Raw genomic sequence first — 16,917 nt, forward strand, 5'->3', positions numbered from 1 at the left:
ACCAGGATGGTGTGAAATTGTACATTTTTATTGGAGGGAATGTTTTTTCTTTTTGCTTACCTAAATATGAAAAGAATATGAGGAAGAGTAAAATTAAAAAGTTTTTCATCATTTATTTGAAGCCATTTGCTTAGTATAATTAATATAAAGTTATTTTATAAAACCATCTTTGAGTATTTTATATTTCCTTTTTAAGATTCTTTTTTCAGTTGCATCTTTTCTGTTATATAGTTCAATTTCAAAATCTTTTGTAATAACAAAATCTTCAACTGTTTCCCCGTCAAATTTAGCTATCTGTAGAGATGAAATTAGTTTATTTTTTTCAACAATTTTTAAGTAATAACCTTCAATATCTGAATCGGTATATGCAAGAATTATTGGTTGGAAGTTATTAATTTTTGGAAGCAAAAAATAATTACTTGGTGCATCTTTAATACCAAATGATTCCAATATACTCTTATTTTCAGGATAACTGTAGGAAGGATATCTATTACGGCATTCTCTTATATTTTCATTACAAATAGAATAATATTTGTCAAAATCAAAAGGAAGAGCACATATATTATATTCGGGACTATTTGATGTATTATTCTCCTTTTTTATTTGTGAAAAACCAATATTTTTATCTTGGATAATTTCAGTAGCAAACTCTCTAAAAGAATCTTGCGCATCAGGCATAAGATTGCTTAGAATGTTTTCAAGCTTTCCTTCAATAGTTATTTTTTCAATCTCTTTATTTTTATCGTAAGAAAAAAGATAATTTTCATAATAGCTATCGGATAGCTGCTCGCCAGTATGAATTTCTACTTTGAACTTAACTTTTATTGAAGTATCATCATTCTGTAGTATATTTTCAGCAGTATAAGTCATTGCACAACCGGAACCACAACTAATAACAAAAGATTTATCAATTTCTACATTTGTCTTTTGAGAATTTGAAATGTTTTGAGTTTGTTGAATTTCTGACGTTTTCGGTGTTATTTTTTGCGGGTCCTTTTTACATCCAATCATGGATAATAGGATAATTACTAATAAAATGTTATTTATTTTCATTCTTAGAATTTATTAAAACGTTTTTAATTTGTTCTGGAGTTATATGAGCTTTATTTAGGCCGTCACCAGCATAATAAGATTCTCCACCTTTGGCGTATCTTTTAATTATTGAAATAACTTTTTTTCCTTTTTTTATCTTTTTATCACTAATTCGCCGTCCTTCTTCAACACCAATACTTGCCCATTCTTTAGCGGAATCATACATAGCATCTTCAACACTTCCTTGCGCTTCTAGATATGCAATGATTTTAGGTCTTTTAATTTTGATTAGGTATTCATCAAAGATTTTGTCTTGCATTTCTTGATCAAGTTTTTTATTAATATCTAAACCTAATTTTGTAATTGCATCATTTAAAGTATTTGGAATTAATTGATATCTACCCACAGCGAAAACGTCTCTATTTGATTGTTTATCTTGAATTTCTTTTATTCTAAGTTCAATAACTTTTACATTATTGATAACCTTGAGACCTCCTTTAGTTTGATTACATTTATTATAATCATCATTTGACTCGCGCATTGCAATTAGATTCCCAAACTCACTATGGGACCATTTACTCTTATTATTAGTATTTTCTTCATTTTTATTTGATTGTAAAAAATTATTATTACACGTACAAGTATTTTGAAATCCAAGGTGATTTGCCAAAGCGATAATATTTTCTCCATTAGCAGTTTTATTATTTTTTGCAAAAAACTCATCTTTAAGATAATCTAAATGGAAGGTTCTTACATCATAATGTACCCATGTTGTAGCAATAAATTCAGACTCTATTCTATTTCTAGAACTTGGTTCTAGAGCAAAAACATTTTCTCCTTCCCATCTATATTCTGCATTGGTATATTTTATAAGAAGGTCTCTTACTTTATCTGCATTTTTTTCGGTATTAATACTATCTGTAAGTTTATAAATGTGAAGATCAAGAGCTTTACCCATATGATTAGTACTACTTCTTCTATTTTTTTTGTTATTTGCATTGCATCTATATCCAGAAAAAATTAATCCTACTTTCAAACCATTTTGTTTTTCTTGATTTGATAAATAAAATTTTATTGCTTTTTCTACCCATAATAAGGATCTATGAATCCCAGGATATTCATATTTCCTATTTTTTTCAGATATTTTAGAATTGTTTTTTTGTTCAGGGAATAAACTATTACCAAATCCTGAACATTGACCACAAGGGCATTTTCCTTCATTAATATTGATAGGATATTTTATAGCAAATTCATCAATAGCTCTCAAAACATTTCCACATACTTTTCCAGTTTCTGTCACCTTCATGTAATCTCTCTGAAACTGCTTAACCATTTTTTCAGTTCTGTCTGTAAATTTATCTGTGGGTACATTTCCTCCAAAACCAGCTAAGCGAATATTAATTTCTCTAATCAGCTCGCTAGGAGGGGAATTTTTATCAATACAATATTTACCACTACATCCTTTGTATGCTTTCGGTTGCTTCTCCACCGTCACCGCACTCTTCACCTTCTCCACTTTCATCAAACCTTCCGAATTTACCTCAAATTTCTGAGATTCCGCAGAAAGATCTTTGGAGATAATTTCAATGAAATAGTTTTGTTTATCCAAATCTAGATCGCTGATTGGCGAGTCTATTCCTTTTCTAAAAATATCTTTAGTAATGATAAATCCTGAAGTGTCACATACATCTGCGGGTATTTTAATCATTCCACTTCGGTAGACTTCATCATTGGAAGTGGCATCATATTCCCAAATGACATATTGAATGTGTTTTCCCACCATATTTTTGGAGTGAATTCTTATCCTTACTTTATCTCCAACGGCTACTTTGGACAGCTCTTTTCCTGTATCATCAATGAAAACAGCTTCTATGATATTACCTTTAGGGTCACGTTGCATGGGACCATTTCCAGCAGGGAATTTCGGAGTGTCTTTTTGGGGTTTTGACTGGTTTTGGGGCTGTCCTTTATAATCCGGATTGATCACCTCTACATTTACCTGGCTTGCTCCCAGTATTTTTTCGGAATAAGTGGCTGTAATATAATATTCATGATTGGCACCTTCATCTCTGTCACCCTTCATCATAAACTGGTTGGCGATCTGACGAAGAATTTTTTCATCCGACATCAGCGGTATTTGTACTTCTGCAATACCATTTGCATGCACTCTCGCTTTGTAGCTGCGTGTATGTCGGTTATTTGTGTTAATAACAGGATTATGTCCTTTTCCCGGAGCATCATCTTCCCAAAGATGGAATTCTATCTCTTTATTAAACATGGCGATGCAGTGAGCCTGCGCAATCAGAGTATCGAGGTAACTGGCTTTATTGATATCTTTTGCACCTCTGTTGAAGAGCACTACTTTATCTATTTTCGGGACTTTGCTACTGGTAGGGATAATGGGAAGAGTACCTGCCAGCTCTTTGGTATCCGGAAGTCCGGGTAAAATTCCTTTCTTAGTCTCATAGACTTTCATTTGAAATTCTATTCCCAGTGCTATTTCTCCAAATTTGTAAGTTACTTTTTGACCGGTTTTTGGCTTAACGGTAATATCTTTCCATAGTCCGGTTTTTTGTTTCTTGTAAATATACCATTCATATTCACCTTTGAGTCCAAATGAAAGGATAGAAGGTTTTACTACGTAGGAATATGTTTTTCCTACCTGAGGATTTTGATCTCCAGTAATATTTCCTGCCATGGCTAATATAATTTATAAATAACTTCCGGCTGGAAACTATTTTGACAGATATTACTTTTCAGAGCAGATTGCAGGAGAGGATGAAGGATTATACCTCCATATAGGATTACATTTTTTTTCATTGTGTTTTTGTGTTTGTTCAAAAACAAAAATAAAAAAAATCATGATATAGTGATATAAAAAACCATCCCGGATGGACCAGGATGGTGTGAAAAATATAATAAACTATTATTTTACGATTTCAGCATCAATGACTTGGGCGCCGCTATATTTTTGCTGGGCTTCCCACAATAAAAATTTGTCAACCTCTTTGATGAGTTTAGGAATAGTAAGTGACAATACTGCCAGGTCATCCATAACTCCCAGAACCGGTATCACAAATTCAGGAAGGAGGTCAATAGGAGAGAGGACATATAAAATTCCCAGTAAAGGAAGAATAATGTCTATGGATTTCATTGGATAAATTCCTTTTCTCCACATTTTGACCATTCTGAAAATATCAGGGATCTTTTTGATAAAGCCCTTATGATTGATGGCTTCTTTTGCAAGATTTAATTTTGAATATTTCATTTTGTGTTTGGATTTAATAAATTTTTCAACGGTATAAATTTCGCAAATCCTGTACCAACAAATTATAAAATTTAGTTAAAATATTATTTGATAATATTGTCAATGAACTGATGCACAGTCTCTGTGTTCCAGTCTTTTGTGGCATCCTCTTTAATAAGGATTCTTCCGTGCTTATCCAGTAGGAAAGTGGTAGGAAATACCTTTGGAAGAATTTTCTCAGAAATTGGACTTTGAGCAATATATACAGGAACGGTATAGTTATTTTCTTTCAAAAACTTTCTTACATCCTCTTCCTTATCATTCATGGCAATCAGCACAAAATCTACATGATCTTTTCTGGTATCATACAGTTTCTGAATAGAAGGCCATTCTTTTCTACAAGGCGGGCACCATGTTCCCCAGAAGTTAAGGAAAACCCCTTTGTCTTTAAAGTTTTTAAGATTAGTGCTGGGTGCATTAATTCCTTTAAGCTCTATATCATAATCCTCTTCACTGATATGAACTGCATTTTCTATAGTGGCTACAGGAAAGAATGTATCCTTTAGAAAGTTTCTTACCCCTGGTATAAAAGCAACACCAGCGATAATGACAATAATTACAAGATAAATGATACTTTTTTTCATATCTATTGTTTATAGAAGATCCAAAATTTCCTGAACAGCATCTTTTCCTCTGTTTTTGGCATAATATATCTGCAGATCATTATAGAAAGTATCTTTTGGATAGGCTTCCGGATCGGCTTTATATTTCATCAGAAGCTCATATCCATATTTGGGACGTGGTCCCCATGAATTTTTTACATTCAGATCTTTATCAAGGATAATTACTTTAGGAATAGATTCTGTACCATTGGTCAAAAACTGATTGATTAAGCTTTTATCACTGTCTCTCAGGAAAACTCTTACTTCATTATGTCCTTCAAAAAATCTGAAAAGAGCAGGTACTGTTGCACTTGCATCTCCGCACCATGCTTCGGAAATAATTAAAATCTTACCGTCAAAGTTTTTGGCAGCAAGTTCTTTCAGCTGACCTTCATCCGGAACGTATTTTTTTACCGTTCTGTCCATTCTATGAAGGCCCAGCTCGTAATATTGTTTGTAGTCAGCTTCCTGTTGGTTGGCAGGATTCTCTAATCTTTCTTTTGCAATCTGAAGATATTCTTCAAATGAAATTCCTTTATCCCAGTAATTTTTCATTACCAAAAATATTTATGTTAAAAATTATTGATATTTCTTGTTTTATTGATCAAAAACAGGTCTGCCAGTACAAATGCAGCAAGACTTTCCACTACAGGAACTGCTCTTGGAACTACACAAGGGTCGTGGCGTCCTTTTCCTTCTACAATGACAGGATTTCCGTCTTTATCAATACTATCCTGAGGTCTCAGAATAGTAGCTACCGGTTTGAAAGCCACACGGAAATAGATATCCATTCCATTGGAAATTCCACCCTGAATACCTCCGGAAAGGTTAGATTTTGTAGTAAAATCTGTATTGAAGGCATCATTGTGCTCTTTTCCTGTCATTTTAGCTCCGCAGAAACCGCTTCCATATTCAAAACCTTTGCAGGCATTGATATTCAGCATTGCTTTTGCCAGCTCAGCCTGAAGCTTTGAAAAGATAGGTTCACCAATTCCTACAGGAACATTTTTAATCACACAGGTGATGGTTCCTCCGATGGTGTTCCCTTCTTTTTTGATTTCTTTGATTCTTGCAATCATCTTTTCTGCCGTTTCAGCATCTGGGCAGCGAACGTCATTGCTTTCCGTTTTGGAAAAGTCTAAAGCCTGATAAGGTTTTTCACAGAAAATATCACCTACAGAAGATACGTAAGCGTTGATCTCAATATTGGGTAAAAGCTGCTTGGCAAGTGCTCCGGCAACTACCCAGTTCATGGTTTCTCTTGCAGAAGATTTTCCGCCACCACGGTGGTCTCTGAAACCAAATTTCTGATCATAAGTAAAATCAGCATGACTTGGGCGATAGGCTCCTGCGATATGGTCATAATCTTTCGATTTCTGATTTTCGTTTTCAATGATAAAACCAATGGGCGTACCAGTTGTTTTGCCATCAAAGATTCCGGAAAGAAACTTTACAGTGTCGCTTTCTTTTCTTTGTGTAACGATTGCTGACTGGCCGGGCTTTCTTCGGTTCAGTTCGTACTGAACTTTATCGAGATCTACCGCTAAACCTGCCGGAAAATTATTGATGATACCGCCATAAGCCACTCCGTGACTTTCTCCAAATGTTGTAAGACTAAGAAGATTACCTAATGTGTTGAACATGATACAAAATTACCTTTTTTTCTTCAGATAATAAAGTTTCTGGATTTGTTCTATTTATCAGTGTTTTTGATATTATTGATAACCTTTTGGACTTCCTCTTTTTCTTCTGAGGTCATTTTTTTCGGGATAAACCCTTTTTTGAGATCATTTTTGTCTGAAAGTTGTGGAAAAATACCTGCATTCACATCATCAAAAAGATAAGCAGGAGTAATTGCCGGAAGTGGAGTGTCAAAACTATAGGGGTAATGGTGAGAAACATTAAACTTTAAATTTCCTACCTTAAATGTGTCAAACTGCTGATATTCATAGGTTGAAGGTTTGTATATCTGCTCTTTTTCAAATCCGGTCATAAAGCTTCCCACCCGGAAACTTGGAATGTATTTTTGAATCATTCCCGGAAAAGATAATATTGAAATAAAAAATAAGCTGAATGCTGAAAAGACAATAATGGATTTCTTTTGATCAAAATATTCGTAAAATAAAATAAAGAATACCACAAAAAAGACATCTGTAAAAAATCTGTACTGGGCTGAAAATACAAGCACTACTATACTTTTTATCAACAATGAAATGCAGATCAGGGTGATAAGTTTTTTCTTTTTTATCCAGGCGAATACTATGAAAATAATTAAGCTCAGAACAAAGAGAATATTGATTTTGGATTTGATTCCTTCCAGAGAAAACCAGTTTTTTATATAATCTGCAGTTGAAAATTTTTGAATTTCCTCATAGGAGTACTGCATATCATAGGTTTTCATGATGGCAAACTGAGAAGAAATTTTTAAAATCTCCGGATCAGGCTTCCAGGATAGCCCCAGATCACCTATTGCTATCGGAAAAACCGGATATCCGAATGTCCAGATATTTTTAATGAAGAATAAAAATAGAATGGCAGTCCCTAAAAGAAATTGTTTAAAGTTGCTCTTAAAAATAACACTAAAGTTTAAGAAAACCAGAATAGGAAGCCATATCATCGTAGGTTTTATCATAAAGACAAAAACTGAAAATGCAAAGAGGATCGTGGTATTTCTGTTTCCGGCTATAATTTCATTTAAAATAATCAATGAAAAGATAATAACAGGAAGGTCCGGACTTGGAGACTGTGAAAACAGTAGTAAGATGGGCAGAAAGCAAAGATGGATCCAGTTTTTTCTTTCAATACCATACATGCTGTAGATGATAAGCAGTATAGAATTGATTCTTAAAAATGGGTCTGAGAAATTGGAAAATCCTGCCTGAAAAATATGCCAGACAGACATTTGTCCTAAGGTGAGGTCTACATTCGAGATGCCTTTTATAAGTCCATATTCTGTAAGCCATTTCAACGTAGGAATATAATACCCGAAATGATCCAATATATAAGGATAGAAAGAACCTGCGAATATGACAGTCAGAGAACTTACACCTAATACTATAAAATCCTTCTTTGAAAATTGATGGAACTCCTGGTAAAGTTTATTTTTAAAGGAAAAAAATAGTCCCAATAGTATTGAAGGTACTTCCACATTCATATTTAAAGGAATGAAAAAAGAAATAATTGTCCATATCAGGCTTATTCCAAGGATTCCGGATAAAATTTTTCCAGACATTCCCTGAAATAAAATTCCCCATATATTTTCCATGATCTTTCCCCAGCCCATCAGGACAGGAATAATAAAAATGGAAGAAAAGAGAATCAATATCATAAAAAAAGATTGCTTAAAAGTAAGCAATCTTTATATTTTATCATTAAAAATATTTATTAACGGGGTTGTACCCTTCCGTCTTTTCTATCTTGTGATCTACCAATGGTATATCCGGTTGCACCACCTACAACACCACCGATTACAGCTCCTAATCCTCTGTTTTTCTTAGCGATTAGTGCTCCGGCAGCAGCTCCACCTACAGTACCAATGACGGTTCCTTTGGCAGCTTTACTCCATCCTTTTTTCTGAGTAGTTCCCTGTGAAGTCCCACTTCCGTTATTGGCATAACTTCCGTTGCTGCTTCCTGAGCCAGAATTTGAGCTTCTGTCTCTATATACTGTTCGTGTTTCTCTGATCACTTGTGGTTTTGAATTATTTTCAGCAGCAGCTCTCGCTTTTTTGCTTTCTGATACACTATCTGCTTTTTTTTGAGCTTCATATACCATTTTCTCCTTTTCAATAGCCAGCTTTTGTTTTTCTATTTCAAGTTGTCTGGCCTGAAATTCAAGTTTCTGTGCTTCCAATGATTTTTCAGCAACGCTGTCATCTTTCTTGCAGGCCGTCATTAAAAAGACGGATAAAAAACCTGCTAATACTATCTTTCTCATAATTCAAATTTTAATACACTAAAGCCAAAATGACTTTGATTTTAATTCTATTTTCAATTATGAAGCCAAATTTTAGTTAATAAGTGTTAAAAGTGATAATTAAAAAGAGAGTTAATTTTATATAATGATCAGTTTTATAATGTTGATGGTACATTCCGGAGGTTTAAGAATAAAAGTTGATTTTTTTTGATGGTAGGCTTTCATCGATAAAAATAAAAGATATTGAACTCAATGTGATCAGAATTCTCCCTGGCCTCTGTTTATTTTTAAAAGTATTTGTAAATTTTATTTCATTGATAGTTTTTATTAAATTCATATAAGTTGAGTATTTTTGAATACCAAATTACTTTTTAATATGAAAAAATCCATTTTTACAGTATCAGCATTGATAGGATTGCTGACTGTTGCTACCTCCTTTTCTTCCAGGGAAATAGCAGAGCCATATAAAGTCAGTTCAGAAATAGCTGATAAAACACCCGAAACTCAGACTTATAAGATTCGTTATGGTCTTCTTTCAAAAAACGGAACAAAAATTCTTTCAGGAAATTATGATGTAGGAAGTTTCCTTGCTGAAAATATGATGACTGGAGAAGTGTATGATACTTATTATGGTGGTGGATTTCAATCTGTTCCACAATATCATGATGCGCTTCCTGCAGGAACCTATATTTTTTCTGCAATGCAGGGACAGGGAGGATGGGTTGGCTATGGAACAGTAGTTGCAACAGTTTCTGATGCGCAGGTAGATTCTGATGGATATATTACCGTGTATATTCCAATCATTTGGGAAGAATAAGCCTTGTGAGCAAACAAATATTTAGTTAAATTTACCCATTCCAGAGATGAAGATGTTTTCAATCATTCAATAATTATATATGGTTTTTTAGATTAAATATAAACTATAGAGCATTTTCGTAATGCAAATTATTTTTTGATTAGTCTTCAGGGGGCAGCTTGATTCTTATAGAAAGTATTCATTCTTCTGTTGCGATATTCTGTTATATTTTCTGCTTAGAAAATGTAAATTATATTGGTTATGCTGAATGATTCTACAATATTCTGTTTGGATTTTTCTAAATAGATTTTTTTCATCATTTGTGTTTTTTAGGCCTCCGTCAGGAGGCCTTTTCTTTTTATTGCTTTTTATGATTTTACGCATATAATAATTGTTCAAAAACTGATACTTTTATTACAAACATTTTCATTCCATATTTTATAATAAAAGGCTGCTCAAATAGAACAGCCTTTTATTTATATATTATCTAAAGTAACTTTAATTTTGCTAATGATGCGGTGTATTCTGTTGGTCTGGTAATTCAGGAGATTAAAAATTTCATTTGAACTGGTAAAAACCTCAGGAACGATTTTGTTGTTTATGGTTTTTATTCCCCGTCTTTTCATCGTTTCATGGATTACTCTTGCAAAAGAATCTTTTGCACTTTGTTTTGCTTTATCCTGAGAAATTCCATTGGAATGAAGTCTGTAGAGGTACAAAGGTTCTTTGAGGTATTTTACTTCTCCCTGTTCCAGTATTTTCAGATAAAGATCCTGATCTACTGCATTTTTAAGATTCGGATTAATTCCTGTAGTTCTTAAATAAACCTCTCTTTTAAAGGTGAAAAAGTGGGCAAACTGAATAGGGTAGTTGAAGAAATAGCGATTGTTATAAATTTGTTTAGTACCCGTATAAATTTTTTCCGGAACAAGGTCCTCATTGCAAAGTATCATTTGAGAATATATGGCAGCAAGATCCTCTCTGTTCATAAATTCCAGTGCTACTTTTTCCAGTGCTTCAGGATGAAGAGCATCATCAGGGTCAAGATATGCACATAAATCTCCCTGAGCATATTTCATGCATTTGGCTTTCGTAGATCCACAGCCTTCATTAAGAGCATTATGATAAAGCTTAAAACGGGAGTCATTTTTGATCAGAGACTCAATAATCTCAACCGAATTGTCTGTAGAGGCATCATCAATAATAATTACCTCCCAGTTTTCATAGGTTTGATTGATTAATGAATGATAGCAATCCTTGAAATACTTTCCATTATTATAGTTTGCTATAAGTATAGAAAAATTTGTCACGGTCTTTTTGAATTAATAGTGTAAAATTATAAAAATAATATATACGGAAAACATAACTTCACTCATTATATATTTGATTTTTTTTTCTTATATTTTGCACACTAGGGAGTGTGTTATGTTTTTTTAAAAAATAAGATATTTCACCAACAACGATTACTGTTATCATGTAGATTTTGATTATTGTCTTTTTTTGAGAAATAAAGTATGTGACCCGAAAATTCTGTATTTAAAAGAAATAATAATTTTATGATTATACTCATAAAATAAAAAAAAAGACTGGTATATCTTTGGCTAAGAATTAATAGATAAAATAATTTTTATCTCTGATATAAAATTTTTTTTCATCATTTGTGTTTTTTGAGGCCTCCATTTCTGGGGGCTTTTTATATGAAGGATTTATATGATATTTTATGTTGATCTTCATGAAATTTTTCATAACTTTTTTGTGTCATGAAGATTAATTTTTTTCTGGAGGATGTAGGGAATGTGTCAATTTGTTATCGAAAATACTTTTTATGGCAGATCGGCTCTTTTAAATTTTTTTATGTCCTGAATGTAAATTTTATTTTATTAAAATGTAAATTATTTTTTTTTTTAATACTTTTGCCGGAGCATTAGATTTATCTGAAACTATTAAAGGTAATTATGAAGAGGTTTTTAAGGTATCGGTAAAATCTGTTTTAAATGTTGAATTGGTGAAAATGGTGCCACGACAAGAAAATGAATTTTTTTCTCAAAATCATTATTCTTGGCACGATTTTTCAATATAGAAATGTAACTCATGTTTAATTTGAGTTTTCATGGTTATTAGTTTTTATCCTCGGAATTTCCGGGGATTTTTTTTATCCTGATATGACGCTACTCATAAAAGTATGTTGAATCAAACTTCTATTTTTGAACGAGATAATTTTCTATCCATCATTACTTTTTACATTATTTATCAAGCTCTTCTTTGATCTGGAAGAGCTTTTTTGTGAATGGTATATTACATTATAAATAAAAAGCCATAAAGATTGAATAGCCCGTGGAAGAGTACTGTTAGAACAAAACTGTAGGAATGGGTGTGCATGGTGTAATAAATATAAAGATTGTTTAAAATAATACCTCCAAAAAATGTCATAACAATATATAGCCCATTATAATAATGCATGGAGGCAAAAATGATACTCATCATGACAATACAAAGCATCCTGCTTTTAATCTTCATCCATTTGCTTAGAACCAGGTAAGGAAGATATTGAAATAGAAAAGTCTCCAGAAAAGGGGCGATAAATATTGCAATGAAGTTTAGTTCTTCTTTTGAAATATTGTTGTCTCTATTTTGATTGACATCAAAATGAAAATAGGTGTCATTTATATAATTAAAAAAATATCCATTCAACAGAGCAAGAACAAATGAAATGATGAAAAAGAATATTGATTTTTTCATACGTAATATTGATGATAAAAAAGAATGGAATACTAAAAAGCTAAAAGTATAAAAACAAAAAAACCTCTAAATTATTTAGAGGTTTTTTTTGAGGTACCTAGCGGATTCGAACCGCTGTAGATGGTGTTGCAGACCACTGCCTAGCCGCTCGGCCAAAGTACCATTTTTACCATTTTTGAGGTGTGCAAATATAGTAAAATTTCTTTATGAACAAAAGTTTTTAAGCAATTTCTTTATTTCCAAGATCCTCAATTTCGCTTTTTGCTTGAATTTCAGCCTGATAATTTTTGATGTTAATTACCCTTGTTTCACTCCATTTGTCATGCCAGCCGTTTTCGCCGAAAAAAGATAGCGTATCAAAAGGAACAATTCTGGAAATATTGCGGATCAAATAATCATTGAAAGTAGGCTCGGTGCCGTCTGTACAAATGACCTTAGTTCCTGTAATATACTTGCCGATCGACCTTCCTTTGGTAAAATATTCTATCAGAAAAGTGTACATAAAGTAGATAAGAGAGGTTATCAGTATATCAAGAAATCTATTCATTTCTGACATTTTATACACAATCTTGATAAGAAAGTCAATATTGGCAAGGGTGTACAGTAAGGAAGCAATAAAGCCCAAAGCAAGAAAAAAAACTGAGATTACAACTCTGTCAATGATAAAATTAGCAAATCTGGTCAGCTTTTCAGCTCTGTTTCGATCTACAATTACTAAGTATTTTCTCATGGTTGGTTATTAGTTTTTAGTTTAGTTTTTTAATTTAAAATTTTAGAACCCATTGACAAGCAGTTTTAATGAGGCATTCGTATCAATAACAGCTGTAATACCTGTATTGCTGAGCAGAATTTTACTAGGTTTAAGATTGAAAACTTTTCCGTTCATTTTTAAACCTTTATAATATTCTTTATTAAAGGCTTCTTCAATGCTTTTTCTTGAAGTTTCTTCCAGTTCCGGAGTAGGGATACCATATTCTTCTTCAATCATTTTTACGATTTTCCCCTGAAATAGGAGAGAAGCTGTTTTCTGCAGAATATTGGTAGTTTTCAGTTTGAATTTGGTTTCTGACAATACAATTTTCCTTTTTGTTTCGTCATACACCGGAATTCCTGAAATAATAGAAGTTCCTTTGATATAACCATCAGTCTGAGCCTCAATAACGACTCTGTCATCAACACCGTACACTCTGATGTCTGTTACTTTTACTTTGGAGTCGCGAATATCAAATTCCTTATTCAGGAAAGTTTTTCTCGCCATATTACTTGCTTCCGTAAAAGGAATATTGGCTGTAGTCTGCAGAATAAACTTGTCAGCAACTGTAGGTGTTGTATTAAAATTGGCAACACTGGTTACCGGGGAAGAAGCGGCAGGTTTATTTCCTGTAAAAGTTTCAGAAAAAATATCTACACCAAGGGTAGCATTGATCTGGTTTCCATAAAATTTTAAAGGAGTGATATTAACTCCTACAGGGCTTACTTTCAGCCATGTATTATATTCCTCAGAAATATTGAAGGGCTGAAGGAAAGTATTCCACGCCATCAAGGCATATTGCTGGAAATTCAGCTGCGTAGCCATTTGCTGATCAATAGTTTTACAGAATTTTTCCTGTTGCTCTTTTAAACTTTTTTCAACAATGGAGGTAATAGGGATCTGTATTCTTCCATAGTCCAGAACAGGTTTTGTTACCCATCTGAAACCATTGGGTCTTGTATTCGTAGTAATGGTCCAGTTATTTTTAAAAGTAACAGTGGTATTGAAAGACATTACCGTTTCGAAAGTGGTATTTTGATAGGTATATACTCCTAATGTACCAATTCCTTTTTCTGCCCATATTTTTAAAGGAACTTCAATCAGTAGATTCTGGCTGGTTCCTCCTACAAGGCGGATAGGCCTTGTTTTCCAAACTTTTACCTTAAACTGATCATTGTTATTGTCTGTATAAGAATCATCCTGGTACACCAGATCTTTCACCGAAGCATTGATCATATTGCTCAGTTCCGAAAGGGGAATGGTCACAGGCATTGTAATACTGGATCTGATCTTCGGAAAGTTATAAGCCGCCAACTGATTATCAACGCCGGCTTGGCCAAAAACGCTGATTCCCGCTACTAAAAATAATATTTTAACGAATTTCAATTTGTATGTTTTTTTAATGAAACGAAAATAGGGATTTTAATTTTCCGGTTTAAAGCTTTTTTCCAACTCAATGCTGGCACCTTTCATTTCTCCCTGCATAGGTGGAGCTGTTTTGGTGATTTTTAATTTAATATAATCGACCTGTGGAAAGCTGTCATGAATTTTTGTGATGATTCTTCCCGCTACATGTTCCAGTAATTTGGATTTTATTTTCATTTCACCGTGAAGGATATCGTTGATATCTGCATAACTTATAGTGTCATGCAAATCATCGGATGTGGCTGCTTTCCACAGGTCGGTATGAAGTTCTGCATTAAGAATATAATAGGTACCAATGATATTTTCTTCAGGAAGTACACCATGGTACGCATATATTCTTACATCTTCAAGATATATTTTGCTCATTGCTTCAGATTTTATGAAGCAAAAATCGTCTTAATTCTTCAAAATCTGAATTTATTTCTACAGTTTTTTTCTCCTTTTTCATGAGTTCCTTCAACGATTCAGGAATTTCAATCTGAGTATGAATAGCTTTTTCCACAGCATCAGGGAATTTTACCGGATGAGCAGTACCCAGGATAAATCCTTTTTGATTGGGATTTTCTTTCAGATATTTTTCCATTGAAGCAAAGGCTACGGCACTGTGAGGTTCCAGAATATATCCGTATTTTTCATAAACTTCTGTGATGGTGCTCATGGTTTGGTCATCATCAATGGAATAAGCCGAAATTTTATTTTTTACTGTTTCAAACTGATGCCCGAAAAGCTCCAGAACCCGTACAAAATTACTCGGATCTCCTACATCCATCGCATTGGATAGAGTAGCAATCGCTTTTTGTGGCTGGTAATTCTGAGTTGTAAAATAATCCGGAATTACATGATTGGCATTACAGGCCGCAATAAAATGGCTGGCAGGCAATCCTCTGAAATGAGCCAGAAGTCCCGCACAGATATTTCCGAAATTACCACTGGGTACACAGATGACAGGATGCGCCTTATGCTGCTGAATCCATTGTTTCAAAGCTATTAAATAATAAATCTGCTGGGGAAGCCATCTTGCAACGTTGATAGAATTGGCGGATGTCAGAAATAGCTGACTGTTGATTTCTTCATCTGAAAAAGCCTGTTTGACAAGATTCTGACAATCATCAAAACTACCATCTACTTCTAGTGCCGAAATATTTTCACCTAATGCCGTCAACTGTTTCTCCTGCACCGGACTGACTCTGTTTTTAGGATACAAAATAACTACATTAACCTGCGGAATTTTATAAAATCCATGGGCAACAGCGCCTCCGGTATCTCCGGAAGTGGCAACAAGAACAGTTACTTTTTTCTGCTGATCTTTCAGAAAATAAGACAGGCAGCGGCTCATAAATCTCGCGCCAATATCTTTAAAAGCCAGAGTAGGGCCATGAAACAGCTCCAATATGGATATCTGTTCATTAATTTTTACTAAAGGAATCTCAAAACTCACGGTTTCCGCTACAATTTCTTTGAGTATTTCTGAAGGAATTTCATCTCCTACAAAATCTTTCATGCATTGGTAAGCAATTTCTTCATTGGAATACTGATGAAGATTTTGAATAAATTCTTCATTAAACTGGGGAATGTTTTCAGGAAAGAACAACCCTTTTTCTTTTCCCTGACCTTTTATTGTTGCTTCTCTGAAATCAATTTTTTCCAGATGGTCTTTTAAATTATAATATTTCATTTCTGTTTTTTATGATTAAGCTTCTTCAATGATTTGAATACCAGCCGGATTTATTTTTGAAACGTATACAAAACTTTCTATTTCAATTTTATCATACACAGATTCCATCATTTGAGCAATTTTATCTGCAGTTTCTTTTTGTTCAGACAGCATAAAAATAGAAGGCCCGGAACCGGAAATTCCTCCTCCTAAAGCTCCTGATTGCAAACTTTTTTCTTTGATTTCGTTAAAATTCGGGATCAAAATACTGCGGATAGGTTCTATAATGACATCGTTGAGACTTCTGCCAATCAAAGCAAAGTCATTCTTCTGAATCCCGGCTACAAGTCCGGCTATATTTCCCCATTGTTCCACAGCGCTTTTTAAAGTGATATTTTTCTTCAAAATCTGTCTGGCATCTGAAGTTTTAACTTCCACCTGCGGATGAACGGCGGTTACAAATAAATCAGGACTGTTCAGAGGGATGATATCAACCGGGTTGGTAGATTTCACCAGCGTAATTCCACCATAAATACAGGGAGCGATATTGTCTGCATGCCGTACTCCTGAAGCCAGCTCTTCTCCAAACATGGCAAAATATACCATTTCCTCTTTGGAAAGTTTGTTTCCTAATAATACATTGGCTCCAAAGGCGGCTCCGGCGGCACTTGCCGCACTGGAGCCGAGCCCGCTTCC

Annotated in this window: 16 protein-coding genes and 1 tRNA gene; 1 reads left to right on the forward strand and 16 read right to left on the reverse strand. The window is 33.7% G+C overall.

What is annotated here, in order from left to right; all coding sequences use genetic code 11:
• Positions 1-150 precede the first annotated feature (150 nt).
• The 8 genes from ACMA47_RS24170 to ACMA47_RS24205 form a co-directional block, all read right to left on the reverse strand.
• Positions 151-1,053, reverse strand: coding sequence for a hypothetical protein (locus ACMA47_RS24170; RefSeq protein ID WP_413931848.1), 903 nt, complete (start codon positions 1,051-1,053; stop codon positions 151-153).
• Positions 1,040-3,730: a peptidoglycan-binding domain-containing protein gene (locus ACMA47_RS24175; protein WP_413931849.1), complete on the reverse strand. Its 2,691-nt coding sequence runs from the start codon at positions 3,728-3,730 to the stop codon at positions 1,040-1,042. Before ACMA47_RS24175 ends, ACMA47_RS24170 begins: the two co-directional genes overlap by 14 nt.
• Before the next feature lie 228 nt (positions 3,731-3,958).
• Complete coding sequence (locus ACMA47_RS24180; RefSeq protein WP_034694904.1) at positions 3,959-4,300, reverse strand: YkvA family protein; 342 nt, start codon at positions 4,298-4,300, stop codon at positions 3,959-3,961.
• Positions 4,301-4,383: 83 nt separating this feature from the next.
• Complete coding sequence (locus ACMA47_RS24185) at positions 4,384-4,923, reverse strand: TlpA family protein disulfide reductase (protein ID WP_413931850.1); 540 nt, start codon at positions 4,921-4,923, stop codon at positions 4,384-4,386.
• Between the two features lie 9 nt (positions 4,924-4,932).
• Positions 4,933-5,496, reverse strand: coding sequence for a thioredoxin family protein (locus tag ACMA47_RS24190; protein ID WP_413931851.1), 564 nt, complete (start codon positions 5,494-5,496; stop codon positions 4,933-4,935).
• A gap of 17 nt (positions 5,497-5,513) precedes the next feature.
• On the reverse strand, positions 5,514-6,584 hold the full coding sequence (aroC, locus tag ACMA47_RS24195; RefSeq protein ID WP_413931852.1) for a chorismate synthase: 1,071 nt from the start codon (positions 6,582-6,584) through the stop codon (positions 5,514-5,516).
• A gap of 50 nt (positions 6,585-6,634) precedes the next feature.
• The gene (locus ACMA47_RS24200) at positions 6,635-8,269 is read right to left on the reverse strand and encodes an LIC_10190 family membrane protein (protein WP_413931853.1); all 1,635 of its coding nucleotides are present in this window, start codon (positions 8,267-8,269) and stop codon (positions 6,635-6,637) included.
• Positions 8,270-8,325: 56 nt separating this feature from the next.
• Complete coding sequence (locus tag ACMA47_RS24205; RefSeq protein WP_114819291.1) at positions 8,326-8,877, reverse strand: YMGG-like glycine zipper-containing protein; 552 nt, start codon at positions 8,875-8,877, stop codon at positions 8,326-8,328.
• A 355-nt stretch (positions 8,878-9,232) separates the two neighbouring features.
• On the opposite strand from ACMA47_RS24205, the gene ACMA47_RS24210 reads away from it, so the two are divergent.
• Positions 9,233-9,673 carry a hypothetical protein gene (locus ACMA47_RS24210; protein ID WP_413931854.1) on the forward strand — a complete coding sequence of 147 codons (441 nt, stop codon included), beginning with the start codon at positions 9,233-9,235 and terminating at the stop codon, positions 9,671-9,673.
• A gap of 455 nt (positions 9,674-10,128) precedes the next feature.
• Here the strand turns inward: ACMA47_RS24210 and ACMA47_RS24215 are convergent, their stop codons facing one another.
• The 8 genes from ACMA47_RS24215 to ACMA47_RS24250 form a co-directional block, all read right to left on the reverse strand.
• Positions 10,129-10,962: a glycosyltransferase family 2 protein gene (locus tag ACMA47_RS24215; protein WP_413931855.1), complete on the reverse strand. Its 834-nt coding sequence runs from the start codon at positions 10,960-10,962 to the stop codon at positions 10,129-10,131.
• Positions 10,963-11,947: 985 nt separating this feature from the next.
• Positions 11,948-12,391, reverse strand: a complete 444-nt coding sequence (locus ACMA47_RS24220) for a lysostaphin resistance A-like protein (protein WP_413931856.1) — start codon at positions 12,389-12,391, stop codon at positions 11,948-11,950.
• A 91-nt stretch (positions 12,392-12,482) separates the two neighbouring features.
• Positions 12,483-12,553 (reverse strand) — tRNA-Cys (locus ACMA47_RS24225).
• Positions 12,554-12,611: 58 nt separating this feature from the next.
• Positions 12,612-13,121, reverse strand: a complete 510-nt coding sequence (locus ACMA47_RS24230; protein ID WP_413931857.1) for an RDD family protein — start codon at positions 13,119-13,121, stop codon at positions 12,612-12,614.
• A gap of 42 nt (positions 13,122-13,163) precedes the next feature.
• Positions 13,164-14,528, reverse strand: coding sequence for a DUF4403 family protein (locus ACMA47_RS24235; protein WP_413931858.1), 1,365 nt, complete (start codon positions 14,526-14,528; stop codon positions 13,164-13,166).
• Between the two features lie 36 nt (positions 14,529-14,564).
• The gene (gene folB, locus ACMA47_RS24240; protein ID WP_034694921.1) at positions 14,565-14,933 is read right to left on the reverse strand and encodes a dihydroneopterin aldolase; all 369 of its coding nucleotides are present in this window, start codon (positions 14,931-14,933) and stop codon (positions 14,565-14,567) included.
• 4 nt (positions 14,934-14,937) lie between these two features.
• A complete protein-coding gene (gene thrC, locus ACMA47_RS24245) occupies positions 14,938-16,242 on the reverse strand; it encodes a threonine synthase (RefSeq protein WP_413931859.1) in 1,305 nt (434 codons plus the stop codon).
• A 15-nt stretch (positions 16,243-16,257) separates the two neighbouring features.
• Positions 16,258-16,917: homoserine kinase (locus tag ACMA47_RS24250; RefSeq protein ID WP_413931860.1), on the reverse strand; the 660-nt coding region annotated here is incomplete at its 5' end.

It is taken from the genome of Chryseobacterium sp. T20 (genome assembly GCF_047345655.1).
Classification (GTDB): Bacteria; Bacteroidota; Bacteroidia; order Flavobacteriales; family Weeksellaceae; genus Chryseobacterium.